The following is a 25,033-nucleotide window of genomic DNA, read 5'->3' as shown; positions in this document are numbered from 1 at the left end:
CCGGACCAGCGTTAGCCCTCGTATTTTCGGGGGCTTGGCTGAGCCAGCGAGTTCATCCTGAGGTCGTGTAAAACACCTGACTATCGATAAAAACTCATTGAAGCCATGACGCCAGCGCATGCCTCAACGCGAGGCATGCGCTCACCTTTTTCGTGCCTTCAGACGGCCCGGATCACGTGTTTGATTTCCTGGAAAGCCTGCAAGCCCCACGGCCCCAATTCACGGCCGATGCTGCTCTGCTTGTAGCCACCCCAGGCGGTCTGCGGGAAGATCACCTGCGGCGCATTGATCCACACAAGCCCCGCCTGCAAAGCGTTGGCGACACGGTCAGCGGTCTGTGCATTGCGTGTCACCACACTGGCGACCAGGCCAAACTGGCTGTCGTTGGCCAGGGCAATCGCCTCGGCTTCAGAGGCGAAACGGCGTACGCAGATCACCGGACCAAAAATCTCTTCATTCCACAGCGCACTGCCCTGGGGCACGTCGGTAAACACCGTCGGCTGCAAAAAATATCCGCGCGGCAGGTCTGCCGGGCGATTGCCACCGCAAACCAGCTTGGCGCCGGCACTCAAACCGCGATCGATGTGACCGAGCACGCGCTGGTATTGCGCCTGATTGACCAGCGCGCCCATTTCCACGTCCGGGTCGAACGGGTCGGCCACGCGGATCGCTTCGGCACGGGTCTTCACTCGGCTCAGGAATTCATCGGCCAGTTCATCGGCGACCAGCACGCGGCTGGTGGCGGAGCACATCTGCCCGGCGTTGAAGAAACCACCGCCACAGGCCACTTCCACCGCCAGGTCGAGATCGGCATCGGCCAGTACCAGCAGCGAGGATTTTCCGCCCAGTTCCAGGCTCACGCCCTTGACGGTTTCCGCCGCCCGCTGCATGACCTGCACGCCGACCGCATTGCTGCCGGTGAAGGAAATTTTCGCGATGCGCGAGTCCGCCGACAGGGGCGCGCCAACCGCAAGACCAGTGCCGCACACCAGGTTGAACACGCCTGCCGGCAACCCGGCTTGCGCGATGATCGCTGCCAGTTCCAGCTCCGGCAGCGGCGTCACTTCCGAAGGCTTGAGCACCACGCAGCAACCGGCGGCCAGGGCCGGGGCGAGTTTCCACGCGGTGGTGACCATCGGGAAATTCCACGGCACGATCAGGCCGACCACACCGCACGGCTCGCGGCGCAAACGTGCGCTGAAGTCGTCGGTCGGCAGTTCTATCGCGCTGTCTTGTTTGGCATCCAGCCCTTCGGCGAGACCGGCGTAATACTCGAAAGTGGCGATCACGTCATCGACATCAATCGCGGCTTCGAACTGCGGCTTGCCGTTGTTGCTCGACTGCAAGTGCATCAGCTTTTCACGATTGGCCTGCACCCCCACGGCGATTTTGCGCAGGATCGCGCCGCGCTCGGCGCCCGTGGTTTTCGACCAGTCGGCGAACGCCTGGGTCGCCGCGCTCACCGCGTGGTCAACGGCGCGCTCATCGCCGCCATTGACGGTGGTCAACAGGGCTTCGGTCGCCGGGTTGATCACCCGCAGGTGTTCGTTGCCGGCCGACCATTGGCCGTTGATGTACAGGCCATCCAGGGTCGTAGGGAAAGTCATTTCGACACCGCCTGCATCCACTGGGTCTGGTCGATTTCAATCAGGGTCGGGCCCTGGCGATCGGTAGCCACACGCAATGCGCCACGCAGTTGCTCGACGCTGCTGACCGCTTCGGCGGCGCAACCCAATGCCTTGGCCACACCGATGAAGTCCGGGGTGTAGATGTCCACGCCCACCGGCTCGATGGCACGGTTGACCATGTACTTCTTGATCTCTTCGTAGCCCTGGTTATTCCACAGCAGCACGATCACCGGGGTGCGCGCTTCAACGGCGCTGGCCAGTTCCGGCAGGGTGAACTGCAGGCCACCGTCGCCGATCAGGCACACCACCGGAGGCCGCGCACCACCTTCGACGCTGCCACCCAGCCAGGCGCCAATCGCTGCCGGCAGGGCGTAGCCGAGGGTGCCGTAGCCGGTGGACGAGTTGAACCAGCGACGCGGACGCTCCGGGTTGAACGTCAGGTTGCCGGTGTATACCGGTTGGGTCGAATCGCCGACGAACACCGCGTCCGGCAATTCCTGCAGAACGGTTTCGAGGAAGCGGGTCTGGGCGAGGGTCGGTGCATCCCAGGTCGCGGCCAGGTCTTCACGCAGACGGGCGGCACGTACCTGGCCCCAATCGTTGCGGCGCTCGGCCAGGGATTTGTGCGACAGGGCGCTGAGCAAAGCCTGGGCGGCGTTGCGCGAGTCGGCCACCAGTGCCACGTGCGGCGGGTAGTTGCGCACGGTCTGGTCCGGGTCGATATCGACGCGCAGCAACTTGCCAGGAATTTCGAAGCCACCGGCGAAGGTCACGTCGTAGTCGGTTTCGGCCAGTTCGGTGCCGATGGCCAGTACCACGTCGGCCTCGGCAACCAGTACACGGGTGGCGACCAGGCTCTGGGTCGAGCCGATCAGCAGCGGGTGGCCGGAGGCGAGCATGCCCTTGGCATTGATGGTCAAGGCGACTGGCGCGTCCAGCAATTCTGCCAGCTCAGTCAACTCGACGGCCGCGTCGATGGCGCCGCCACCGGCGAGGATCAGCGGACGCTTGGCACCGGCCAGCAATTCAGTCATGCGCGACACGGCGCTCGGCGAAGCGCCAGCGCGGTCGATATTGACCGGCAGGCTGGCGAGCAAGTCGTCGGCTTCTTCAACCAGGACATCCAGCGGAATTTCAATGTGCACCGGACGCGGACGTCCCGCCTGGAACAGCGCGAAGGCGCGGGCCAACACACCCGGCAATTCCGACGCCGACATCAGGGTGTGGGAGAACGCCGCGACACCGGCACACAGTGCGCCCTGGTTCGGCAACTCATGCAGCTTGCCGCGACCGCCGCCCAACTGGCTGCGCGATTGCACGCTGGAGATCACCAGCATCGGGATCGAATCGGCATAGGCCTGGCCCATGGCGGTGGTGATGTTGGTCATGCCAGGGCCGGTGATGATGAAGCACACACCCGGTTTGCCGCTGGTGCGGGCGTAGCCGTCGGCCATGAAGCCGGCGCCCTGCTCATGACGCGGCGTGACGTGGTTGATGCTCGAACGGGCCAGCCCGCGATACAGCTCCACGGTATGCACCCCCGGAATGCCGAACACCTGCTCGACCCCGTAGTTTTCGAGTAACTTGACCAATACTTCGCCGCACGTCGCCATGTCTTTGCCCTTTTTGTTCGTTTGAGACGCCGGGCGTGCGCTGTGTTTATGATGGATTCGCAGGCCCGGGAATGGCCTCATTGGAACGGGCGACAGGTAGCCGCAACAATGGATAAAAAGTCATACTAGCCATGTCCTCACGTCATACCTTGGATCCCAATGAAACGACTGCCTCCCCTGCCGGCGCTGCACACTTTTCTGATTACCGCGCAGTGCTGCAATTTCACCCGGGCCGCCGAACAGCTGCATATCACCCAGGGCGCGGTGAGTCGGCAGATCGCCGGGCTGGAAGATCATCTGGGTTATGAGCTGTTCATCCGCCTGGCCCGAGGCCTTGCCCTGACAGCCGAGGGACGGGAATGGCTGCCACGGGTGCAGCAGATTTTCGGTTTGATCGACGAGGCCGTTGAGCAGATCGGCGAGAAGCGCGAAACCCTGCAGCTCAAGGCACCGACCTGCGTCATGCGCTGGTTGCTGCCACGTCTGTTGCAATGGCAAAGGGAACGCCCGGACGTGCCGGTGGAACTGACCACCACGGTCAAGCATGGGGTGGATTTTCATCGCGAGCAATTCGATGCAGCGGTGATGTACGGCGCACCGCCGGACGATTCATTGATGTCGCAAAAACTCTTCGACGAACAACTCACGCCGGTGTGTTCCAGACCGATGCTCGAAGGCCCCATGCCCCTGCAGAGCCCGGCCGATCTGCAACAGCACCTGCTGCTGCACCCGACCCGAGACGAGCGGGACTGGAAGGCCTGGTTGAAAGCGGCGAATGTGCATTTGACCAATGTCGGCAAGGGCCAGCATTTCGAAACACTGGACCTGGCGATGTCGATGGCGTCCCAGGGAACGGGGGTGGCGATTGGCGACTGGTCGCTGATCGGCGATGACCTGAACGCCGGGCGGCTGGTCATGCCATTCGACTTGAAGGTGACGACAGGACTGGCGTATTACCTGGTATTCCCCGAAAAACCCGGGCCTTCGCCGAAGTTGCGTGAATTGATGGGCTGGTTGGTGGAGCAGGCGCAGTCGCGTTGAACCACGGTATCTGTAGGAGCTGCCGCAGGCTGCGATCCTTTGACTTTGATTTTCAAGATCAAAAGATCGCAGCCTGCGGCAGCTCCTACATGGATTGCGGTGTTAGTACCCGACTGTAAACCGCTGCCGCGAATGCTTCGGCGCTTCCACTTCGTCGAGCATTGCAATCGCGTAGTCGGCAAAGGTAATCCAGCTGCGCCCTTCGCTGCTCACCAGCAAGTCATCCTGACCCAGGCGGAATGTACCCGTGCGCTCGCCCTCGACAAATTCGGCCGATGGCGACAGGAAGGTCCAGTCCAGATCCCGTTCTTCACGCAAGCTGGCGAGGAATTCGGCACCCGCGCCGGCCTCTGCCTTGTAGGCCTCTGGGAAACCTTCGCTATCGATCACTCGAGTGCCATCGGGCAATAGCAGTGAACCCGCCCCGCCCACCACCAGCAGACGTTTAACCCCGGCTTTTTTCACCGGACCAACGACTGCGCCGGCAGGTAGCGTGGCGAAATGCGCCGCGCTGATAACCACGTCATGGCCCGCAATCGCAGCTTGCAACGCAGCGGCATCAAGGGCATCGACGGCCTTGCCGGCCACACCGTCACGCGGGTCGATTTTCGATGTATCGCGGGCAATGGCGGTAACGCTGTGACCGCGGCGCAGGGCTTCTTCCAGCAGTTGGCTACCGGCACGACCGGTGGCACCGATGATTGCGATTTTGCTCATGACGTTCTCCAGTGGGTTGAGCTTCTAGGATTTCAGTTGAGGCGGGGTACCACTTCATCTCGCCCTTGGCGACCTTGGCGCTCAGCTCCAGGGAGCTTTCATCTTCCAGGGTCGGGAAGCGCTTTTTCATCGCCGCGATCAGCGCGGCGGAATCCTTGGCCTTGGCGGTTTCCTCGTCGAAGGCCTTGATGTATGCGGCGGTGAACTGCACGGCGGCCAGGGAGCGATCGCTCTCGCCAAGGTAATGACCCGGCACCACGGTCTGCGGTTTCAGGGTTTCAATGGAGTGCAGCGTAGCCAACCAATCGGCATGGGACTGTGGCGTTTGCGTGTCCGCCATCCACACGTGGATGTTTTGCGCCACCACGACACCACCGACCACGGCCTTGAGCGACGGAATCCACACAAAGCTGCGATCCGGCTGCGGGCCCTCAAGACCAAGCACCTGCAACTTCTGCCCTTCAAGGATCAGGCTGTCACCCTTGAGCACGTCCGGCACGATGGTTTTGGCCGGCACGTCCGCACCCATTTTCGGGCCCCAGAACGCCAGTTTGCCGTCGACGGTTCGCTTGATGTGGTCGACGGTCGGCTGCGAGGCGAGGACCTTCGCCTTGGGGAACGCAGCCGTCAGGGTATCGAGGCCGAAGTAGTAATCCGGGTCACCGTGGCTGATGTAGATGGTGGTCAGCTGCTTGCCGCTGGCGCGGATTTTTTCCACCACCTGCTCGGCCTGGGATTTGCCGAATTGCGCATCCACCAGGATCGCTTCTTTCTCGCCACTGACCAGCACCGAGGTCACCGGGAAGATCGCTTTATCACCGGGGTTGTAGACATCCAGCGTCAAGGTCGAGGCGGCTGCATGGGCGGCGAAACCGAGGGCGACGCCTGCCAGCAAAATGCGCTTTAAAGTGGTGAAACCGATCATCTGTTGCTCCGTTGTCCGAATGCCTTGCTTGGCGATGGAACAGAGCTTAGTTGCCTGACTCAGTACAAAAAATGCGATGCTTGAACATAGTTTGTTTCTGAAAGCGGGCAAATCATGGATCGTCTTCAAGCAATGCGCGTGTTCGTCACGGTGGTCGACCTCGGCAGCCAGTCGGCCGCCGCCGATCATCTGGAGCTGTCACGGCCGGTGGTGTCGCGGTATCTGGCGGAACTGGAAGACTGGGTCGGCGCGCGCCTGATGCATCGCACCACACGCAAGTTGAGCCTGACCGCTGCCGGCACCGAGATCCTGCCCCGCTGTCGGCAGATGCTCGATTTGTCCTCCGACATGCAAGCCGCCGTCAGCGAACCGAATGACGCACCGCGCGGCCTGCTGCGGATCAGCGTCAGCACCTCCTTCGGCCAGGCACAACTGGCCGATGCCATGGCTGCGTATGTCCGGCGCTACCCCGGCGTCAGCATCGACATGCAGATGCTCGACCGCACCGTGAACCTGGTGGATGAGCGCATCGATCTGGCGATCCGCACCAGCAACGACCTGGACCCGAACCTGATCGCCCGCCGCCTGACGGTTTGCCGCTCGGTGATCTGCGCGTCCCCCGCTTACCTGCGTGAGCACCCGGTGCCGCAACGGGTCGAGGACCTGAGCCTGCACAACTGCCTGACCCACTCCTACTTCGGCAAAAGCCTGTGGCATTTCGAGCAGGACGGCGAGCAGGTTTCTGTACCGGTGCAGGGCAACATCAGCGCCAACGAGGCCAGCACGCTGCTGCGCGCAACGATCGCCGGCGCCGGGGTGGCGATGCTGCCCACCTACCAGGCCGGCGTGCACATCCACAGCGGCGAATTGATTCGCCTGCTGCCGGCGGCGGAACCCCGGCAAATGAACGTGTATGCGGTGTATGCCTCGCGCAAGCACATGCCGACGGCGTTGCGCAGCTTGCTGGATTTTCTGGTGCTTAGATTTCCGGAAGAACCGGAGTGGGATATCGGGTTGTAACACCGCCCCCCTGTAGGAGTTGCCGAAGGCTGCGATCTTTTGATCTTGCTTCTTAAAATCAAAGTCAAAAGATCGCAGCCTTCGGCAGCTCCTACACAACTCACCGGCGCTGACCTATGCTCAAAGTAATACCGAAAGGTATTCGTTCAGAGGTCAACGCCATGAACATCAAAACAAGAAGATACCTCGCGATTTTCATCACCTGCGCGGTCACTCTCGGGCTGTATGGCGCTGCGGCCTGGCGCGTCGAGCAACTGCGCAACCTGCCCCGTGAAGCGGCGAGTTGCAACTTCGAACGCTGCATCCCCCACAACGCCACCCTCAACGCCCTCCGATAACGAAGGGGTCAGGCTTCGTTGTCCTGATCGGCCTTCAGGCGGTCGCGGAACGCCTTGGGCGAAATCCCCACACGACGCCGGAACAGGCGCGTGAAGTTGGTCGGATCGGAAAACCCCAACACGTCGGACATTTCATAAATGGTCATGCTGGTGTAGGTCAACAAACGCTTGGCCTCCAGCAATTGACGTTCGTGCATGATCTGCAACGCCGGTTGCCCCGCCAGCTCACGACAGGTGCCGTTGAGGTGGGATACGGAAATCCCCAGCCGATGGGCCAGGTCCTCGACCTTGACGTGCTGGCGATAGGTCTCTTCCACCAGCTGAATAAAGCCGTTGAGGTATTCCCGGGCCCGCTGCGGTCGCGCCATGGCGGTGCGGCGCTGGATCACCTGGCGGCTGACCCACACCACGATCACACTGACCAGCGAATGCATGAGCATTTCCCGCGCCGGTTGATGGCTGGTGTATTCGTTCTGCAAGGCGCTGAACAGGCTGTTGAGGTACTCGGCGTCCTTGCCTGCCGGGTAGCTTTCGGACTGGGCCAGGGCATTGACCGATTGCCCCAACTGTATCTGCAGGTGGGCGATCAGCGGCGCGGCCAGGGTCACGACAAACCCTTCCACATCCTCGGAAAAGCGAAAGCCGTGCACTGACAGCGGTGGCAGGATCTGGATTGCCGGTTCCACCAGTTGCGTTCGCTTGCCTTCGATTTCAAGCTCTGCCTGACCTTTGAACACGAAGAGCAACTGGCACAAATCAGCGTGGCGGTGAGGTTTGATTTCCCAATGATGTTCGCGACTGCGTTTGGAAATGGTTTCACAGTGCAGCAAGTCCGGGGTCGGCCAATCCAGGCTTTCACCGTAGAGCTTGAACACCGGAATCGAAGGCAGGTCAGGCTTGTTCATCACTTCAATCCAGGCCTCGGAGTAGATGGCGGGCGATAATCGCACCGATTGGCAGAATGTACAGCTATCGGCTCAGTTTTCACCTTCAATTGACAGACCCGCAAGGGAAAAATGCAAGCACTCGATCCATAAAAATCATTCACCGGCCCTGGTCGCGTGAAGCTTGCGAGTCATAAAAACAATGAAAACGCTGAAAACCCAAGTCGCCATCATCGGCGCCGGCCCTTCTGGCCTGTTGCTCGGCCAATTGCTGCACAACGCCGGCATCGACACCCTCGTTCTCGAACGCCAGACCCCGGACTACGTGCTCGGCCGAATCCGCGCCGGCGTGCTTGAACAAGGCATGGTAGAGCTGTTGCGTCAGGCCGGCGTGAGTCAGCGCATGGACGCCGAGGGACTGGTCCATGGAGGCTTCGAACTGGCCCTCGGCGGACGCCAGGTCCACATCGATCTGCACGCCCTGACGGGGGGCAAGAGCGTGATGATCTATGGCCAGACCGAAGTCACCCGCGACCTGATGGCCGCTCGTCGGGAGGCTGGCGCGCAGACGATTTATCAAGCCGACAACGTCGTTCCCCACGGCATGAAAACCGACGAAGCGTTTGTCACTTTTGAGAAGGACGGCGAACGGTATCGCCTCGATTGCGACTACATCGCCGGTTGCGACGGCTTCCATGGAGTGGCACGGCAATCGATTCCCGCCGACAGCCTGAAAGTCTTCGAACGGATCTATCCGTTCGGCTGGCTCGGGATCCTGGCCGACACCCCGCCAGTCCACGAAGAGCTGGTCTACGCCCGCCATGAGCGCGGTTTCGCGCTGTGCAGCATGCGCTCGCCGACACGCACCCGTTATTACCTGCAAGTGCCCACCAGCGATCATGTCGACAACTGGTCGGATCAACGCTTCTGGGACGAACTCAAGTCGCGACTGCCACAACAGTTGGCGGACAAACTGGTAACGGGCCCGTCCATCGAAAAAAGCATCGCGCCACTGCGCAGCTTCGTCGTCGAACCCATGCAATACGGGCGCATGTTCCTGGTCGGAGACGCCGCGCACATCGTCCCGCCCACTGGCGCCAAGGGCCTGAACCTGGCGGCCAGTGACGTCAGTACGCTGTTCAACATCCTGGTCAAGGTATACCGCGAAGATCGCCTCGATCTGCTGGAGAAGTACTCGGAAATCTGCCTGCGCCGGGTGTGGAAGGCCGAACGGTTTTCCTGGTGGATGACCTCGATGCTGCACCGTTTCGACGATCACGATGCCTTTAGCCAGCGCATTGCCGAGTCGGAGCTGGAGTATTTTGTCGGCTCTGAAGCGGGTCGAAAAACCATTGCAGAAAACTACGTCGGGCTTCCTTACGAGGCTATCGAATAGCTTCCTACCGACTTACACTGGCGAGCATCCCCGCTCGCCTAGCTACTTGCGGGTCAATCACTGCCCGCAGGTTTTCCCGTGACTAATCTCCACCAACCTGAAACGCCCAAACCCGCTATCCGCAGCGTGCTGATCGCCCTGATGCTGGCGATCTTCCTCGGCGCGCTGGACCAGACCATCGTCGCCGTTTCGATGCCGGCCATTTCCGCGCAATTCAAGGACGTCAGCCTGCTGGCCTGGGTGATTTCCGGCTACATGGTGGCCATGACCGTGGCGGTGCCGATCTACGGCAAACTGGGCGACCTGTACGGGCGGCGCAAACTGATGCTGTTCGGCATGGGCCTGTTCACCCTGGCATCGGTGTTCTGCGGCATGGCCCAGAGCATGGAGCAACTGGTGCTGGCCCGGATCCTCCAGGGCATCGGGGCCGGCGGAATGATCTCGGTGAGCCAGGCGATCATCGGTGACATCGTGCCACCACGGGAGCGCGGTCGTTACCAGGGCTATTTCAGCAGCATGTATGCCGTGGCCAGCGTGGCCGGCCCGGTGCTTGGCGGCTATATGACCGAATACCTGTCCTGGCGCTGGGTGTTCCTGATCAACCTGCCGCTGGGCCTGGGTGCCTGGCTGGTGGCCCATCGCACGCTGGTGGGCCTGCCGATTCCGCAACGCAAACCGATCATCGATTACCTGGGCACTGTGCTGATGATCATCGGGCTGACCGCATTGTTGCTGGGCATCACCCAGGTCGGCCAGGGCCACTCGTGGCGCAGTGCCGAAGTATTGGCGCTGCTGGCCTGTGCGGTGCTGGTGCTGGGGCTGTTCGTCGTCCACGAGCGACGGGCACGGGAGCCGTTGCTGCCCATGCATCTGTTCGCCAACCGCAACGCGATCCTGTGCTGGTGCACGATTTTCTTCACCAGCTTCCAGGCCATCTCACTGATCGTATTGATGCCGCTGCGCTTCCAGAGCGTCACCGGCGCCGGTGCCGACAGCGCCGCCCTGCACCTGCTGCCGCTGGCCATGGGCTTGCCGATCGGCGCGTATTTCGCCGGCCGCCGCACCTCGGTGACCGGGCGCTACAAACCGATGATCCTTGCCGGCGCGGCGCTGATGCCTGTCTCGATTATCGGCATGGCGTTCAGCCCGCCCCAGGCATTCGTCGTGAGCAGCCTGTTCATGCTGCTCTGCGGCATTGCCTCCGGCATGCAGTTCCCGACGTCATTGGTTGGCACGCAGAACTCGGTGGACCAACGGGACATCGGCGTCGCCACCAGCACCACCAATCTGTTCCGTTCGCTGGGTGGTGCCGTGGGTGTGGCATTGATGTCGGCGCTGCTGTTGGCGTTGTTGCAGGACTCGAGTTTCGCGCACCTGGCCGGCTCGTCGCTGATTGCCGAAGGTCATTCGGGGAATGTGTTGCTGGACGGTTTGAATGCCGCGCCAGGTGATGCGCAGAACGCCTTGCGTGCCGAGTTGTTGCTGACGTTCCGGCACTTGTTGACGGTCAGTGCGGCCGTTTCACTGCTGGGGCTGGCGGCGGCGATTGCCATGCCGAACATGTTGTTGCGCGGGCGGGAGGATAAGGTTCGGTAGGCAGACCGAGTCGCTTGTATTCGCGAGCAAGCCCGCTCCCACATTAGACCGAGCTCTTCATAAGTACGCAGTCAACTGTGGGAGCGGGCTTGCTCGCGAAGACGGTTTAACAGTCACTACCATTCAAGGGCTGTAATACCCGACAGCCACCAGAAAATGCCCAACCTTTTTCAGGTAGGCATGTTTGTTCTCGACCTTGCCGGTCACCGGGTTTTTCCAGCGGTATTCGTATTCGCCATCATCCTGCTGGGCCATCAACGCCAGAATCGGCTCGCCCACCGGTTTGCCTTCCGGGTCTGCGATCTTGCTGAAGTCGGTATTGATCAGCCGCAGGTTGGTGCCGTGGGCCACGTAACGCTGGGTGTCCAGGTCGACAACAAATACGTACAGGTCATCCTGCAGGTAGCCGCCCTTGAGGGAGTTGATCGCCGTCAGGGTGCCCTTTTCGTCCCTGGTCAGATCGGTTGCCGCTTTGTTCAGCAAGGCCATGGCCTGTTCGGCGGAGGCCCTGGGCAGGTAATAACCGACCGCCAGAATCCGCTGGCCAATGCGCTGGTAGTAGACATGCTTGCGCTCGACCTTGCCATCATTCCAGTTCTGCCAGCGATATTCCGCCTGCTGAATGCCATTGCCTTCCGGCACTTTCAGGGCGTCCTTGAAGGTTTTCTGCAAGTCCGGCCCGAGCACTTCCGACACGTCCCGGCCAATCAGCGCCGACGACGGCCCGCCACTGGCAAGCATCACACCCTTGGTGTCGAGCACGAAGACATAACGGTCCTTGTCGACAAACTCACCCTGGCGGCTGAACGCCGCAAGGGCCTTGTCGCCATTCTGGTGGTAGTAGGCCAGGGCTTTTTCCAGCAGGGCTATGGCCGCCTTGCTGTCGTCCTTTTCCGTCCCGGCGGCTTGCGCCTGGCCCAGGCACAACAAAAACATGCCGCACAGCAAGGTGAACCTATGCAGAAACCCCATTGCGCATCCCTCGTTCCTGGTGGTGTTTCAAGAGCGTAGACGGCAATGGGGGATGCATGGATATCAGGAACCTCCTGAAGCAGTCGATTACTGCCGGGCGCGCAGTTGCTGCTGAAGGTTCTGGATCTGCGCCTGAAGGGTATTGATGTTGCGGGTGACCTGGCTGCGGAAGGCATCGAACTCGGCCGTGTTGGTCGAACCCTGTGTGACCGCCGGACGGTTGTCCTGCACGCTCTTGACCACGATCATGTCTTGTTCGAGACGCTCGATGGCCGCGCTCGGGTTGCCTTGTTTCTTCAGTGCGGCAATATCGGCGCCCAGGCTTTTGAGCTGTGCATCGAATTTTTCCGAATCCGACGGGGCACTTTTCAGGGCGGCCAGTTCAGTGCTCAAGGCTTTGACCTGGGCCTGTAACTGCGTATTAGCCGTCTGATGTTCGGTGTCCTGGGCAGTCAATTGCGCCAGGCGTTTGTCCAGTTCGGTGGTTTGCGCGGTCATTTGTGCCAGTCGCTTGTCCAGGTCCGAGGCCTGGCCGGCAACACCTTGCTGCTGGGCGCTCTGGTCCTGGAGCTTGCTTTCCAACTGGCGGATTTGCAGCTTCAAAGCCTCGCTGTCAGTGTTGACGCTGGTCTGGCTGGCGACAACCTTTCCGGAAATATCCTGCAGGCGCCCCGCCGCTTCCTCACTGATTCGCGCGAAGCTTTCCTGGGTCGCCACCAGTTGCTGCTCCATCAGGGAGATCTGCTGAAAGCTCCACCAGGCCAGGCCCGCGAACGCAAAGAACAACGCCCCGACCAACGCCCACAAGGCACCGGTACTCGCCGCCTTGACCTTCACCACTGGCGCCGTGCGCGAGTGCACGACCGTGCGGGCGGTCGGCGCAAAGTCGTCATCGAGAACGTCTGCACGCAGGCTCGGTACATCATCGAAGTCGTCGTTGGCATCGTTTCGCATAGACATTGAATCAACCTTAGTGAATCACATAATGGCTTTATGCCGCACAGTATAAACCCCACAGCCGCAACCATTGACCCCCAAGCCCGAATCCGGTTCAGTCAGGGGTCATGGTTCGAGGGTCAGCGAACAGCCTGGGCCTTCCACCAGCCACAGAATTCATCGAGCGCCGTCCAGAGGCTGACCTTGGGATCGTAATCCAGATAATGCCGGGCGCGGCTGATGTCCAGGGTGAAATTTTTGTTCATGACCTGCATGCCCAGACGCGACAGCGTCGGTTCGGGACGCCCCGGCCACAACTTGCACACACCCTCGTTGAGCGCCGCCACGCTGTAGGCCAGGCCGTAGGAACGGTAACGGGTGACCTGTGGGACTTCCATGTTGCGCATGACGTAATTGACCACGTCCCACAGGGGGATCGGCGTGCCGTTGCTGATGTTGTAGGCCTTGCCCAGCGCAGAACCACTAGCCAGCAAACTGCTGAGCAACGCCTCGTTGAGGTTTTGCACGCTGGTGAAGTCAACTTTGTTCAGACCGTTGCCGATGATTGCCAGGCGTCCCTTGCGCTGCATGTTCAACAGGCGCGGGAAGATGCTCATGTCGCCGGCCCCCGTGACGAAACGCGGGCGCAGGGCCAGGGTTTCGAGACCGAACTCCTGGGCACCGAAGACTTTTTGCTCGGCCAGGTACTTGGTGGCGGCGTAAGGGTGTTTGAAGCGCTTGGGCACCTGTTCTTCGGTCAGGCCCAGGTGATCGCGACCATCGAAGTAGATCGACGGCGACGACAAATGCACCAGCCGCCGAACTCGCTGCTTCAGGCAAGCTTCGACCACGTTCTCGGTGACCTGGACGTTGCCCTGATGGAAGTCCTGATAACGGCCCCACAATCCAACAGCGCCGGCGCAATGCACCACGGCCTCGACGTCCGAACACAGCTCGCGCGCCAGTTCCGGGTCGCTCAAGTCACCCGGGATGAACTCCGCTCCCCGGCGTACCAGATGCTCCACGCTCTCGGCCCGGCGACCGTTGACCCGCACGTCCAGGCCCTGCTCCAGGGCAAAACGCGCAAAGCGCCCGCCGATGAAGCCGCTTGCGCCGGTAACCAGAATCTTCATGAATTGCTCCGAATATTTCGTTTTGCGTATTACGTGAGGTCTTGACGCTGCGCGTCAGTCCAACGGCACCAGCCATTGCTTCGATGCGCTGACCAATTGATCGGTGAGCAGCCCCAGCAACTGGCCGCCATTACGCCAATGATGCCAGTACAGCGGCACATCGATCGGCTTATCTGGCAGCAGCTCCTGCAATACCCCCCTTTCAAGTTGCTCGCGCACCTGCAGTTCCGGAACCAGCCCCCAGCCCAGCCCGGCTTCCGTCAGACGAATGAAACCTTCGGAGGACGGGCACAAATGGTGTTCGAATCCACCCTCGACACCGAGGGACGCAAGGTAGCGATGCTGCAGGAAATCGTCCGGGCCAAATACCAGCGCCGGGGTTCGGGCCAACTGATCGGCGCGTACCCCCTGCGGAAAATGCCGGGCAATGAAGGCGGGGCTGGCCAGCGCACGGTAACGCATGGCCCCCAGCAACACGCTGCGCGCACCTGCCACCGGACGCTCACTGGCGCAGACGCAGGCTGCCACTTCACCGGCACGCATGCGCTTGAGGCCGACGGTCTGGTCTTCGACCACCAGATCCATCAACAGATGTTGCTCGGCGCAAAACTCGCCCACCGCCTGCGCCCACCAAGTGGCCAGGCTGTCGGCGTTCAGGGCGATCCGCAGGCGTTCCGGCAGGCCCTCTTCATCCAGCGCCGGCACCAGGCTTTGCAGATCCCGTTCAAGCAAACGCACCTGCTGCACATGGTTGAGCAACCGCCGGCCGATTTCCGTCGGCGTTGGCGGTGTGGCCCGCACCAGCACCGGTTGGCCAACCCGCGCCTCCAGCAGCTTGATGCGCTGGGAAATCGCCGATTGCGACAATCCCAGCACCTGGGCCGCCCGCTCAAAACCGGCCTGTTCGACCACAGCGGCCAAGGCAGAAAGCAATTTATAGTCGAACATCAGTTTTCCTAATGAGCGATCAGCAAGATTGGTTTTTCTTATACAGCTTTCACAAGGACAATGACCAGCAAGAACTCTTGAGCAAGGATCACCCATATGGCTGGCGAAACATCATTGGCAACGCTGCTGCGCAGCATGAGCCCGCAACTCAACGCCGGCGAATACGTGTTCTGCACCCTGCGAGACGGCAAGTTGCCCAGGGATCTGGAGATTGTCGGCAGCTTCCGTGAACAGGAAGGCCTGACCGTGATTCTCGAACGTTCCCACGCCGTAAAAGCCGGATTCAGCTTCGACTACATCGCAGCCTGGATCACCTTGAACGTACATTCGGCCCTCGAAGCGGTCGGCCTGACCGCCGCGTTCGCCACGGCACTGGGCAAGGCCGGAATCAGTTGCAACGTGATTGCCGGCTACTACCACGACCATTTGTTTGTCGGCCATGCCGACGCCGACCGCGCCCTGCAAGTGCTGCGGGATCTGGCAGCCAACGCGGAGTAAAAAATCATGTGGCAAAGTTATGTGAACGGGCTGCTCGTGGCCTTCGGCCTGATCATGGCGATCGGCACCCAGAATGCGTTTGTCCTGGCGCAAAGCCTGCGACGTGAACATCACCTGCCGGTGGCGGCGCTCTGCGTGGCCTGCGACGCCCTGTTGGTGGCCGCCGGGGTATTCGGCCTGGCGACCGTACTGGCGCAGAACCCGACGCTGTTGGCCATCGCCCGCTGGGGCGGTGCAGCATTCCTGTTGTGGTATGGCAGCCAGGCGCTGCGCCGGGCCTTCTCGAAGCAGAGCCTTGAGCAGGGCGAAGGCCAGACCGTACGCTCGCTGCGGGCGGTGATGCTCAGCGCGCTGGCGGTGACCTTGCTCAACCCGCACGTCTATCTGGATACCGTTTTGCTGATCGGCTCCCTGGGCGCCCAACAAACCGAGCCCGGCGCTTATGTCGTAGGCGCGGCCAGTGCCTCGCTATTGTGGTTTTTCACCCTGGCCCTCGGCGCGGCATGGCTGGCACCGTGGCTCGCCCGGCCCAGCACCTGGCGAATTCTCGATCTGTTGGTGGCGGTGATGATGTTTGCCGTAGCGCTGCAACTGATCGCGGCCATCTGATCGGCGGAACCTCTATTCCACACAGTTGTTGCGTGGTTATGCCGCCCCCCCGGTGCTATGATCCGACTCCCTGCGCCGCAAAGAGTACAAACTCCCCGGCGCTTGTCTGGCCGCCCGTGATCGGCCTTGCGCTCACCGCAACTGACCTGACTAGGAGAATCATCATGGCTTTCGAATTGCCGCCACTGCCGTACGCACACGATGCCCTGCAGCCGCACATCTCCAAGGAAACCCTGGAGTTCCACCACGACAAGCACCACAACACCTACGTCGTGAACCTGAACAACCTGGTGCCAGGCACCGAGTTCGAAGGCAAGACCCTGGAAGAAATCGTCAAGACTTCCTCGGGCGGTATCTTCAACAACGCCGCTCAGGTCTGGAACCACACTTTCTACTGGAACTGCCTGGCGCCAAACGCTGGCGGTCAACCAACCGGCGCTCTGGCTGAAGCCATCAACGCGGCCTTCGGTTCGTTCGACAAGTTCAAGGAAGAGTTCAGCAAGACTTCCATCGGCACCTTCGGTTCCGGTTGGGGCTGGCTGGTGAAGAAGGCTGACGGTTCCCTGGCCCTGGCCAGCACCATCGGCGCCGGCAACCCGCTGACCAACGGCGACACCCCGCTGCTGACCTGCGACGTCTGGGAACACGCTTACTACATCGACTACCGCAACCTGCGTCCGAAGTACGTCGAAGCGTTCTGGAACCTGGTCAACTGGAAGTTCGTGGCCGAGCAGTTCGAAGGCAAAACCTTCACCGCTTAAGCTCGACGCCAGTCAAAAAACCCGGCTTTTTAGCCGGGTTTTTTATTGCCCGGGATTTTCAGCGTTCGGCAGGGCCCCTTCGCGAGCAGGCTCGCGATGAACGATGACGCGGTCAACCTGACTGAATACCTATCCCTGCGAATCGACGTTATCCAACGCACGATTCACCGCCAGTTCCGCCAGCATGATGATCTGCGCAATGGCCAACGCCGTGTTGCGCTGAGGGCCGGTCAGGAAGGTGGCGAAATCACTCGCCATGACGTTGGCCGAAGCCAATGACTCACAAGCGTGGGCCAGCAGGGATTCGGTATCCATGTCCGGGACGATCATGAACATGGTGTTGGGGGTGTAGGGTTTGGTGGTGTTGTAGGGGGGATCGGGGATTAATTTGTCCATAAAACCATTCCTCTAGCGCTGGGGCCACCACTTGCCGTTTCTCACGCGGTGAAGAGGTGGCAGCTATGTGCGAGGTGAGAAACCGGTATGGACACCCGGGCCAGACCTAAGTCTGCCCGCACACAGCCGCCATGACGCATTTACAGACAGCGGACTAGCTGGCGGCGATTATGCGTGCACAGGTTCTGGATGACCATAAGTAGCCGGGTTCTCACACCCGATCGCTGAGTTTTCAGCGACAGCCAAAGGCTATTCAGCCCGCTTCCGACGGGCAACCTGAAAACTGCGTGGGAAACTTCTGGCGCTTTCCTACACCGCGTTAACCCGCAAAAACGTAACGCGGAGCGTCACTGGCAGCGTTCCCACGCGGGAAGCGTGGGAACGATCAGCTTAGAGGCGTGGGAGATTGGTCGGCTGTCAGGCCACCATCGCAGGCAAGCCAGCTCCCACAGGGATCGGGGACATCTGCAAGAAATTGGTCGGCTGTCAGGCCGCCATCGCAGGCAAGCCAGCTCCCACAAGGATCGGGGACATCTGCAAGAAATTGGTCGGCTGGCAGGCCGCCATCGCAGGCAAGCCAGCTCCCACAGGGATCGGGGGACATCTGCAAAAACCAGGTCGGCTGTCAGGCCGCCATCGCGAGCAAGCTCGCTCCCACAGAAAAGCAAAGGCAGGTCGGCGTACACCACGCTTTTCACCACTCAACAGGCCGAGCGTTAGCTCGCCTGCAGCTCTTGATCCACCCGCCCCCATCGGCAGGCTGAGCGGAGGTGTTTATCCGGGGATTGGCGCGCAGCGCCGTTCGACGCAGTCGAACACATCGCATGTAGGTGCCAGCGAAGCCAACCGGAGGGCGATGCCCCCGGATGAATGCCGGAGCGAAGGAACCCCGAGCCTCAGCGAGGGGCCGTACGTAAGGGGCGAGACCTTTTGGTTCCTTTTGGGGCGTTTGCCAAAAGGGACTCGCCGTAAGGGCGAAACCATAAGCCGCCGTTACCGAAGAAATGGATATGCCCCCGCTCCGTTAAAACTCCAAAACAACCTACAGAATCCATGGCGTTTTCCGACGATGAAACAAGTCTTCCGGCCCTTGCTCCCCCGCCGCGGACGACTAACATCAACAAAAGGAAAATATCTCCCCCCGCCCCTCAAGTTGAAGGACTCGACAACCGACACAGTGCTAATAGGCTAACTCGCCAGTACAACTGCAAATCGGCCAAGCTGCAGGCAAAATCCCCCAAGGATGATTGTCCCTTTGACTGCCATCACGGGATTGCCAATACTCATGGCAACTTGATGCTACCCGCACGGAACAAGGAATAACCCTTTGAAGCTGGAACTCAAGAACAGCTTGTCGGTGAAGTTGCTCCGGGTCGTGCTCCTGTCGGCATTGATCGTCGGCGTGGTCTTGAGCTGCGCGCAAATTGTGTTCGATGCCTATAAAACACGCCAGGCCGTCGCCAGCGATGCCGAACGGATCCTCGACATGTTTCGCGATCCCTCGACCCAGGCCGTCTACAGCCTGGACCGGGAAATGGGCATGCAGGTGATCGAAGGCCTGTTTCAGGACGAAGCCGTGCGCAAGGCCTCCATCGGTCATCCCAACGAAGCCATGCTCGCGCAAAAAACCCGCGAATTGCAGCACTCCAACAGTCGCTGGCTCACCGACCTGATTCTTGGCAAGGAACGCACCTTCACCACCCAACTGGTCGGCCGCGGGCCCTACAGCGAGTATTACGGCGACCTGAGCATCACCCTCGATACCGCCAACTACGGCCAAGGGTTCATTGTCAGCTCGGTGATCATATTCATCTCCGGCGTCCTGCGCGCACTCGCCATGGGGTTGGTGTTGTACCTGGTCTACCACTGGCTGCTGACCAAGCCGCTGTCGCGGATCATCGAGCACCTCACGGAAATCAATCCGGATCGTCCCAGCGAACACAAGATTCCGCAGCTCAAGGGGCACGAGAACAACGAACTGGGCATCTGGATCAACACCGCCAACCAGTTGCTCGAGTCCATCGAACGCAATACCCATCTGCGCCACGAAGCGGAAAACAGCCTGGTGCGCATGTCCCAGTACGATTTCCTGACGGGGCTGCCGAACCGTCAGCAATTGCAGCAGCAACTGGACAAGATCCTCGTCGACGCCGGCAAATTGCAACGCCGGGTCGCCGTGTTGTGTGTCGGCCTCGATGACTTCAAGGGCATCAACGAGCAATTCAGCTACCAGACAGGCGACCAATTGCTGCTGGCCCTGGCCGATCGCCTGCGCGGTCATAGTGGTCGCCTGGGCGCCCTCGCCCGCCTCGGTGGCGACCAGTTCGCCCTGGTCCAGGCCGACATCGAGCAGCCCTACGAAGCCGCCGAGCTGGCGCAAAGCATTCTCGATGACCTGGAAGCGGCGTTTGCCCTCGACCATCAGGAAATCCGCCTGCGCGCCACCATCGGCATCACCCTGTTCCCCGAGGACGGTGACAGCACCGAGAAACTGCTGCAAAAGGCCGAGCAGACCATGACGCTGGCCAAGACCCGTTCGCGCAACCGCTATCAGTTCTATATCGCCAGCGTCGACACCGAAATGCGTCGTCGCCGCGAGCTGGAAAAAGACCTGCGCGATGCGTTGATCCGCAATCAGTTCTACCTCGTCTACCAGCCGCAGATCAGCTACCGCGACAACCGCGTGGTGGGCGTCGAAGCCCTGATTCGCTGGCAACATCCCGAGCACGGTCTGGTGCCGCCGGATCTGTTCATCCCACTGGCCGAACAGAACGGCACCATCATTGCCATCGGCGAATGGGTGCTGGACCAGGCCTGCAAACAACTGCGAGAGTGGCATGACCAGGGCTTCTCCGACCTGCGCATGGCGGTGAACCTGTCTACGGTTCAATTGCACCACGCCGAACTGCCACGGGTGGTCAACAACCTGCTGCAGATGTACCGCCTGCCACCGCGCAGCCTGGAACTGGAAGTCACCGAAACCGGCCTGATGGAAGACATCAGCACCGCGGCCCAGCACTTGCTCAGCCTGCGCCGCTCCGGCGCGCTGATCGCCATCGACGACTTCGGAACCGGCTATTCGTCCTTGAGCTATCTCAAGAGCCTGCCTCTGGACAAGATCAAGATCGACAAGAGCTTCGTCCAGGACCTGCTCGATGACGACGACGATGCGACCATCGTTCGCGCCATCATCCAGTTGGGCAAGAGCCTGGGCATGCAGGTGATTGCCGAAGGCGTGGAAACCGCCGAGCAAGAGGCCTATATCATTTCCGAAGGCTGCCACGAAGGTCAGGGCTATCACTACAGCAAGCCTTTGCCGGCACGGGAACTGGGCGTTTACCTCAAGCAGGCCCAACGCAGTAATGCGGCCATCCTCTGAATCGTCAAAAACCGCACGGCGACCCTCGCTCGCTCGGGCGATCCTTTGATTTGCAGCAAACCACCCGCTGAATAAGAAATATTTACAGGTACAACCCTTTACAGATAATGCGAAAGATTTGCATTATGTCGCAGTTTTGCGTGTGCATAGCACGACTCCACCCCTATCGAAGCAGGATGTTCGCCATGATTCGTATGCCTCTGGCTACCGCCAGTCTGTTGGCCATCGCTATTTCCCTCGCCGGTTGCGGCGAAGGTAAAGACCAAGAAAAAGCTGCCGCGCCAGCTGCCAGCACTGCGGCTGCCCCGGCTGCTCCAGCCGCTGCGCCTGCTGCTGCCGGTAAAGTCGACGAAGCTGCCGCCAAGGCCGTTGTCGCCCATTACGCCGACATCGTTTTCGCCGTTTACAGCGATGCCGAATCCACCGCGAAGACCCTGCAAACCGCCGTAGACGCTTTCCTCGCCAAGCCGAACGCCGACACCCTGAAAGCCGCCAAGGCTGCCTGGGTTGCCGCTCGCGTGCCTTACCTGCAGAGCGAAGTGTTCCGCTTCGGCAACACCATCGTTGACGACTGGGAAGGTCAACTGAACGCCTGGCCGCTGGACGAAGGCCTGATCGACTACGTCGACAAATCCTACGAACACGCTCTGGGCAACCCGGGTGCCACTGCCAACATCATCGCCAACACTGAAGTGCAGATCGGCGAAGACAAGGTCGATGTCAAAGACATCACCCCGGCAAAACTCGCCAGCCTGAACGAGCTGGGCGGTTCCGAGGCCAACGTCGCCACCGGCTACCACGCCATCGAATTCCTGCTCTGGGGCCAGGACCTGAACGGCACCGGCCCTGGCGCCGGCAACCGTCCGGCTTCGGACTACCTGGAAGGCAAAGGCGCTACCGGCGGTCACAACGATCGTCGTCGTGCCTACCTGAAGTCCGTGACTCAGTTGCTGGTCAGCGACCTGGAAGAAATGGTCGGTAACTGGAAGCCGAACGTGGCCGACAACTACCGCGCCACCCTGGAAGCGGAACCGGCTGAAACCGGCCTGCGTAAAATGCTGTTCGGCATGGGCAGCCTGTCCCTGGGTGAACTGGCGGGCGAGCGCATGAAGGTTTCCCTGGAAGCCAACTCCCCGGAAGACGAACAGGATTGCTTCAGCGACAACACCCACAACTCGCACTTCTACGATGCCAAGGGCATTCGTAACGTGTACCTGGGTGAATACACTCGCGTCGACGGCACCAAAATGACCGGCGCCAGCCTGTCGTCCCTGGTGGCCAAGGCCGATCCGGCTGCCGACACCGCGCTCAAAGACGACCTGGCCGCCACCGAAGCCAAGCTTCAGGTCATGGTCGACCACGCCAACAAGGGTGAGCACTACGACCAGTTGATCGCTGCCGGCAACACCGCGGGCAACCAGATCGTCCGTGACGCCATCGCGTCCCTGGTCAAGCAGACCGGTTCGATCGAAGCCGCCGCTGGCAAACTGGGCATCAACGACCTGAACCCGGACAACGCTGATCACGAATTCTGATCAATGCTGGCTGAGTGAATAAGGCGACCTTCGGGTCGCCTTTTTCATACCTGCCCTACACCGTCCATTGTGGGTAAGCCAAATTACCTGTCCCACATCAAGCAAACGATAATTCCTCTTATTCAAATTCCCATCCCCTGTTAGACTTTGCGCCCTTGTTTTGCTCGTCTTGCAGGATGTCTGATGCCCTCGCTGCCTCTTCGCTTGTCCGCACTGTTTCTGGCCCTGGGCCTGAGTGCCTGCGATGACGCCCCGAAATTCACCCAGGCCGAACCCGGTGAAGCCCGCTCCGGCGGCAATGCAACGGTGCGCAAGACCGATCAGAACGCGTTTTCCATGCCTTCGGCGAATCTGCCGCCGTCTCGGCGCGTGGACTTCAGTGTCGGCAACAGCTTCTTCCGCAGCCCCTGGGTAATCGCCCCGTCGACGACGACCGCTCGCGATGGCCTCGGTCCACTGTTCAACACCAATGCCTGCCAGGGCTGCCACATCAAGGACGGCCGCGGCCATCCGCCGACTCCCGACGATGTGAACGCCGTGTCGATGCTGGTACGGCTGTCGATTCCCGACGCCCCGGCGTATGCCAGGGTCATCGAACAGCTCGGCGTGGTGCCGGAGCCCGTCTACGGCGGCCAGTTCCAGGACATGTCCGTCCCCGGCGTGGCCCCCGAAGGCAAAGTGCGGGTCGATTACACCGCCGTGCCGGTTCGCTTCAAGGACGGCACTGAAGTCGAGTTGCGCAAACCGAGCCTGAACATCACCCAACTGGGCTACGGCCCGATGCACCCCGACACCCGCTTCTCGGCCCGCGTGGCACCGCCGATGATTGGCCTGGGCCTGCTCGAAGCGATCCCCGACGAGGCAATCCTGGCCAACGCCGAGGCACAGGCCAAGGCGAACAAAGGCATCAGCGGACAACCGAACCGGGTCTGGGATGATGCCCAGCAGAAGACCGTCCTGGGGAGATTTGGCTGGAAAGCCGGACAACCGAACCTCAATCAGCAGAATGTCCACGCGTTTTCCGGTGATATGGGGCTCACGACCAGCCTCAGACCCATTGATGACTGCACGGACGCGCAAACAGCCTGCAAACAGGCCCCCAATGGCAACGGCCCCAATGGCGAGCCGGAAGTCAGCGACAACATCCTGCGCCTGGTGCTGTTCTACAGCCGAAACCTCGCCGTACCGGCGCGCCGCGACGTCAACGCGCCAGAAGTGCTGGCCGGCAAGACTTTGTTCTATCAGGCCGGTTGCCAGTCCTGTCACACACCGAAATACACCACCGCCGCCAACGCCGCCGAACCTGAACTGGCCAATCAAGTGATTCGCCCGTACAGCGATCTGCTGTTGCATGACTTGGGCGACGGCCTGGCCGACAACCGTACCGAGTTCCAGGCCAGCGGCCGCCAATGGCGTACCCCGCCGTTGTGGGGCATCGGCCTGACACAGACGGTCAGCGGCCACACCCAGTTCCTGCACGACGGCCGCGCCCGCAACCTGCTCGAAGCCGTGCTCTGGCATGGCGGCGAGGCAACAGCGGCGCAGCAACAGGTTTTGTCTTTCAATGCCGAGCAACGCGCTGCGTTGCTGGCATTCCTGAATTCCCTTTAACACGCATTCCACCCGCGGGAGCCCGACATGTTCCGTCCCAAACTGTTGTTCACCAGCCTTGCCGCCCTCGCCCTGGGCGCCTGCTCGCCACAAGACCCGCAAGCGGTCACGTCGGCGGCCATCGCCAAGTCGGTGATCCTGCCGACCTACACACGCTGGGTTGAAGCCGACCGTCAATTGGCGGTCAGCGCCCTCGCCTACTGCGAAGGCAAGGAAACCCTGGAAACCGCCCGTGCCGATTTCCTGCATGCGCAAAAAGCCTGGGCCGAGTTGCAACCGCTGCTGATCGGGCCATTGGCCGAAAGCAACCGTTCGTGGCAGGTGCAGTTCTGGCCAGACAAGAAAAACCTGGTCGGCCGTCAGGTCGAGCAACTGATCACCGCCCAGCCGCAAATCGATGCCGCCGCCCTGGCCAAGTCCAGCGTTGTGGTACAGGGGCTCTCGGCCTACGAATACATTCTGTTCGACAGCAAGCCTGACGTGGCCAACGCCGAGCAGAAGAGCAAATACTGCCCGCTGCTGATCGCCATCGGCGAACGCCAGAAGCAATTGGCCGAGGAGATTCTGCAATCCTGGAACAACACCGACGGCATGCTCGCGCAAATGAGCAAATTCCCGAACCAGCGTTACGCGGACTCCCACGAAGCGATCGCCGATCTGCTGCGCGTGCAAGTCACCGCCATCGACACCCTGAAGAAAAAGCTCGGCACGCCGATGGGCCGCCAGAGCAAGGGTGTGCCGCAACCGTTCCAGGCCGACGCATGGCGCAGCCAGGCATCCCTGACCAGTCTCGAAGCCAGCCTCGCGGCGGCCAAAACGGTCTGGGAGGGTGTGGACAACAAAGGCCTGCGCGGCCTGTTGCCGAGCGAGCAGAAACCGTTGGCCGACAAGATCGACGCAGCCTATGCCGCCTCGCTGAAACTGTTTGCCGGCAACCAGCGCTCGCTGACCGACATGCTCAATGACGAGGCCGGCCGCCAACAACTCAACGAGCTGTATGACAGCCTCAACGTCGTCCATCGCCTGCACGAGGCCGATCTGGCCAAGGCATTGGGCATCCAGCTGGGCTTCAACGCCAACGACGGTGACTGATGAGG

The 25,033-nt window shown here is 61.0% G+C and carries 21 protein-coding genes and 1 pseudogene; 12 read left to right on the top strand and 10 right to left on the bottom strand.

Features of this window, described 5'->3' with window-relative positions; genetic code table 11:
- Positions 1–158: 158 nt before the first annotated feature.
- Entirely contained in the window at positions 159–1,607 is a 1,449-nt protein-coding gene (locus tag ACM6G4_RS22100; RefSeq protein ID WP_223541150.1) for an aldehyde dehydrogenase family protein, read from the bottom strand.
- Positions 1,604–3,241, bottom strand: coding sequence for a 5-guanidino-2-oxopentanoate decarboxylase (locus ACM6G4_RS22095; RefSeq protein ID WP_414914628.1), 1,638 nt, complete (start codon positions 3,239–3,241; stop codon positions 1,604–1,606). Before ACM6G4_RS22095 ends, ACM6G4_RS22100 begins: the two co-directional genes overlap by 4 nt.
- A 159-nt stretch (positions 3,242–3,400) precedes the next feature.
- Between ACM6G4_RS22095 and ACM6G4_RS22090 the strand changes: the two genes are divergently transcribed.
- Positions 3,401–4,282, top strand: a complete 882-nt coding sequence (locus ACM6G4_RS22090; protein ID WP_056726103.1) for a LysR substrate-binding domain-containing protein — start codon at positions 3,401–3,403, stop codon at positions 4,280–4,282.
- A 102-nt stretch (positions 4,283–4,384) separates the two neighbouring features.
- Here the strand turns inward: ACM6G4_RS22090 and ACM6G4_RS22085 are convergent, their stop codons facing one another.
- Together ACM6G4_RS22085 and ACM6G4_RS22080 are read right to left on the bottom strand one after the other, a co-directional pair.
- Positions 4,385–4,999 carry an NAD(P)-dependent oxidoreductase gene (locus ACM6G4_RS22085; RefSeq protein ID WP_414914627.1) on the bottom strand — a complete coding sequence of 205 codons (615 nt, stop codon included), beginning with the start codon at positions 4,997–4,999 and terminating at the stop codon, positions 4,385–4,387.
- Between the two features lie 49 nt (positions 5,000–5,048).
- Positions 5,049–5,924, bottom strand: a pseudogene (locus tag ACM6G4_RS22080) (MBL fold metallo-hydrolase); the annotation flags it as partial.
- A 114-nt stretch (positions 5,925–6,038) separates the two neighbouring features.
- On the opposite strand from ACM6G4_RS22080, the gene ACM6G4_RS22075 reads away from it, so the two are divergent.
- Positions 6,039–6,944 (top strand): LysR family transcriptional regulator, encoded by a 906-nt coding sequence (locus ACM6G4_RS22075; RefSeq protein ID WP_414914626.1) that lies wholly within the window; start codon positions 6,039–6,041, stop codon positions 6,942–6,944.
- Between the two features lie 161 nt (positions 6,945–7,105).
- Positions 7,106–7,282, top strand: coding sequence for a hypothetical protein (locus ACM6G4_RS22070; protein WP_020799474.1), 177 nt, complete (start codon positions 7,106–7,108; stop codon positions 7,280–7,282).
- An 8-nt stretch (positions 7,283–7,290) separates the two neighbouring features.
- Here the strand turns inward: ACM6G4_RS22070 and ACM6G4_RS22065 are convergent, their stop codons facing one another.
- Positions 7,291–8,187, bottom strand: coding sequence for a helix-turn-helix domain-containing protein (locus ACM6G4_RS22065; RefSeq protein ID WP_056726108.1), 897 nt, complete (start codon positions 8,185–8,187; stop codon positions 7,291–7,293).
- Between the two features lie 181 nt (positions 8,188–8,368).
- Between ACM6G4_RS22065 and pobA the strand changes: the two genes are divergently transcribed.
- On the top strand, positions 8,369–9,562 hold the full coding sequence (pobA, locus tag ACM6G4_RS22060) for a 4-hydroxybenzoate 3-monooxygenase (RefSeq protein ID WP_414914625.1): 1,194 nt from the start codon (positions 8,369–8,371) through the stop codon (positions 9,560–9,562).
- Positions 9,563–9,640: 78 nt separating this feature from the next.
- Entirely contained in the window at positions 9,641–11,158 is a 1,518-nt protein-coding gene (locus ACM6G4_RS22055) for an MDR family MFS transporter (protein WP_414914624.1), read from the top strand.
- A 123-nt stretch (positions 11,159–11,281) separates the two neighbouring features.
- Here ACM6G4_RS22055 and ACM6G4_RS22050 read toward each other — a convergent pair whose 3' ends face one another.
- The 4 genes from ACM6G4_RS22050 to ACM6G4_RS22035 all read right to left on the bottom strand — a co-directional run bounded on the left by ACM6G4_RS22050 (position 11,282) and on the right by ACM6G4_RS22035 (position 15,147).
- On the bottom strand, positions 11,282–12,130 hold the full coding sequence (locus ACM6G4_RS22050) for a cache domain-containing protein (RefSeq protein WP_414914623.1): 849 nt from the start codon (positions 12,128–12,130) through the stop codon (positions 11,282–11,284).
- 87 nt (positions 12,131–12,217) lie between these two features.
- Positions 12,218–13,090 (bottom strand): ATPase, encoded by an 873-nt coding sequence (locus tag ACM6G4_RS22045; protein WP_414914622.1) that lies wholly within the window; start codon positions 13,088–13,090, stop codon positions 12,218–12,220.
- A gap of 116 nt (positions 13,091–13,206) precedes the next feature.
- Entirely contained in the window at positions 13,207–14,199 is a 993-nt protein-coding gene (locus ACM6G4_RS22040; RefSeq protein ID WP_414914621.1) for an NAD-dependent epimerase/dehydratase family protein, read from the bottom strand.
- Between the two features lie 54 nt (positions 14,200–14,253).
- Positions 14,254–15,147 carry a LysR family transcriptional regulator ArgP gene (locus tag ACM6G4_RS22035; protein WP_056726114.1) on the bottom strand — a complete coding sequence of 298 codons (894 nt, stop codon included), beginning with the start codon at positions 15,145–15,147 and terminating at the stop codon, positions 14,254–14,256.
- Between the two features lie 96 nt (positions 15,148–15,243).
- On the opposite strand from ACM6G4_RS22035, the gene ACM6G4_RS22030 reads away from it, so the two are divergent.
- The 3 genes from ACM6G4_RS22030 to ACM6G4_RS22020 all read left to right on the top strand — a co-directional run bounded on the left by ACM6G4_RS22030 (position 15,244) and on the right by ACM6G4_RS22020 (position 17,015).
- Complete coding sequence (locus tag ACM6G4_RS22030) at positions 15,244–15,645, top strand: ACT domain-containing protein (RefSeq protein WP_056726115.1); 402 nt, start codon at positions 15,244–15,246, stop codon at positions 15,643–15,645.
- Between the two features lie 6 nt (positions 15,646–15,651).
- Positions 15,652–16,254, top strand: coding sequence for a LysE/ArgO family amino acid transporter (locus ACM6G4_RS22025; protein ID WP_056726116.1), 603 nt, complete (start codon positions 15,652–15,654; stop codon positions 16,252–16,254).
- A 164-nt stretch (positions 16,255–16,418) separates the two neighbouring features.
- Positions 16,419–17,015 (top strand): superoxide dismutase, encoded by a 597-nt coding sequence (locus ACM6G4_RS22020; protein WP_008022038.1) that lies wholly within the window; start codon positions 16,419–16,421, stop codon positions 17,013–17,015.
- 129 nt (positions 17,016–17,144) lie between these two features.
- Here ACM6G4_RS22020 and ACM6G4_RS22015 read toward each other — a convergent pair whose 3' ends face one another.
- Entirely contained in the window at positions 17,145–17,411 is a 267-nt protein-coding gene (locus ACM6G4_RS22015; protein WP_414914620.1) for a DUF6124 family protein, read from the bottom strand.
- A 1,327-nt stretch (positions 17,412–18,738) separates the two neighbouring features.
- Here ACM6G4_RS22015 and ACM6G4_RS22010 point away from each other — a divergent pair.
- From ACM6G4_RS22010 to ACM6G4_RS21995, 4 genes are all read left to right on the top strand, one after another.
- Positions 18,739–20,790, top strand: coding sequence for a putative bifunctional diguanylate cyclase/phosphodiesterase (locus ACM6G4_RS22010; RefSeq protein ID WP_056726118.1), 2,052 nt, complete (start codon positions 18,739–18,741; stop codon positions 20,788–20,790).
- A gap of 185 nt (positions 20,791–20,975) precedes the next feature.
- On the top strand, positions 20,976–22,325 hold the full coding sequence (locus ACM6G4_RS22005; protein WP_056726119.1) for an imelysin family protein: 1,350 nt from the start codon (positions 20,976–20,978) through the stop codon (positions 22,323–22,325).
- Positions 22,326–22,508: 183 nt separating this feature from the next.
- Entirely contained in the window at positions 22,509–23,936 is a 1,428-nt protein-coding gene (locus ACM6G4_RS22000) for a di-heme oxidoredictase family protein (RefSeq protein WP_414914619.1), read from the top strand.
- A gap of 27 nt (positions 23,937–23,963) precedes the next feature.
- On the top strand, positions 23,964–25,028 hold the full coding sequence (locus tag ACM6G4_RS21995; protein ID WP_414914618.1) for an imelysin family protein: 1,065 nt from the start codon (positions 23,964–23,966) through the stop codon (positions 25,026–25,028).
- Positions 25,029–25,033: the final 5 nt, after the last annotated feature.

Origin of the sequence: Pseudomonas sp. IT-P258, from assembly GCF_949767825.1 — a bacterium.
Taxonomy (GTDB): domain Bacteria; phylum Pseudomonadota; class Gammaproteobacteria; order Pseudomonadales; family Pseudomonadaceae; genus Aquipseudomonas; species Aquipseudomonas monachiensis.
This window is presented reverse-complemented; position numbering and strand designations above follow the sequence as displayed.

Bases quoted from the DNA above. Each gene is read 5' to 3' on its own strand.
- ACM6G4_RS22100 (WP_223541150.1), bottom strand. From the start codon at position 1,607: ATGACTTTCCCTACGACCCTGGATGGCCTGTACATCAACGGCCAATGG.
- ACM6G4_RS22095 (WP_414914628.1), bottom strand. From the start codon at position 3,241: ATGGCGACGTGCGGCGAAGTATTGGTCAAGTTACTCGAAAACTACGGG.
- ACM6G4_RS22090 (WP_056726103.1), top strand. From the start codon at position 3,401: ATGAAACGACTGCCTCCCCTGCCGGCGCTGCACACTTTTCTGATTACC.
- ACM6G4_RS22085 (WP_414914627.1), bottom strand. From the start codon at position 4,999: ATGAGCAAAATCGCAATCATCGGTGCCACCGGTCGTGCCGGTAGCCAA.
- ACM6G4_RS22075 (WP_414914626.1), top strand. From the start codon at position 6,039: ATGGATCGTCTTCAAGCAATGCGCGTGTTCGTCACGGTGGTCGACCTC.
- ACM6G4_RS22070 (WP_020799474.1), top strand. From the start codon at position 7,106: ATGAACATCAAAACAAGAAGATACCTCGCGATTTTCATCACCTGCGCG.
- ACM6G4_RS22065 (WP_056726108.1), bottom strand. From the start codon at position 8,187: ATGAACAAGCCTGACCTGCCTTCGATTCCGGTGTTCAAGCTCTACGGT.
- pobA (WP_414914625.1), top strand. From the start codon at position 8,369: ATGAAAACGCTGAAAACCCAAGTCGCCATCATCGGCGCCGGCCCTTCT.
- ACM6G4_RS22050 (WP_414914623.1), bottom strand. From the start codon at position 12,130: ATGGGGTTTCTGCATAGGTTCACCTTGCTGTGCGGCATGTTTTTGTTG.
- ACM6G4_RS22045 (WP_414914622.1), bottom strand. From the start codon at position 13,090: ATGTCTATGCGAAACGATGCCAACGACGACTTCGATGATGTACCGAGC.
- ACM6G4_RS22040 (WP_414914621.1), bottom strand. From the start codon at position 14,199: ATGAAGATTCTGGTTACCGGCGCAAGCGGCTTCATCGGCGGGCGCTTT.
- ACM6G4_RS22035 (WP_056726114.1), bottom strand. From the start codon at position 15,147: ATGTTCGACTATAAATTGCTTTCTGCCTTGGCCGCTGTGGTCGAACAG.
- ACM6G4_RS22030 (WP_056726115.1), top strand. From the start codon at position 15,244: ATGGCTGGCGAAACATCATTGGCAACGCTGCTGCGCAGCATGAGCCCG.
- ACM6G4_RS22025 (WP_056726116.1), top strand. From the start codon at position 15,652: ATGTGGCAAAGTTATGTGAACGGGCTGCTCGTGGCCTTCGGCCTGATC.
- ACM6G4_RS22020 (WP_008022038.1), top strand. From the start codon at position 16,419: ATGGCTTTCGAATTGCCGCCACTGCCGTACGCACACGATGCCCTGCAG.
- ACM6G4_RS22015 (WP_414914620.1), bottom strand. From the start codon at position 17,411: ATGGACAAATTAATCCCCGATCCCCCCTACAACACCACCAAACCCTAC.
- ACM6G4_RS22005 (WP_056726119.1), top strand. From the start codon at position 20,976: ATGATTCGTATGCCTCTGGCTACCGCCAGTCTGTTGGCCATCGCTATT.
- ACM6G4_RS22000 (WP_414914619.1), top strand. From the start codon at position 22,509: ATGCCCTCGCTGCCTCTTCGCTTGTCCGCACTGTTTCTGGCCCTGGGC.
- ACM6G4_RS21995 (WP_414914618.1), top strand. From the start codon at position 23,964: ATGTTCCGTCCCAAACTGTTGTTCACCAGCCTTGCCGCCCTCGCCCTG.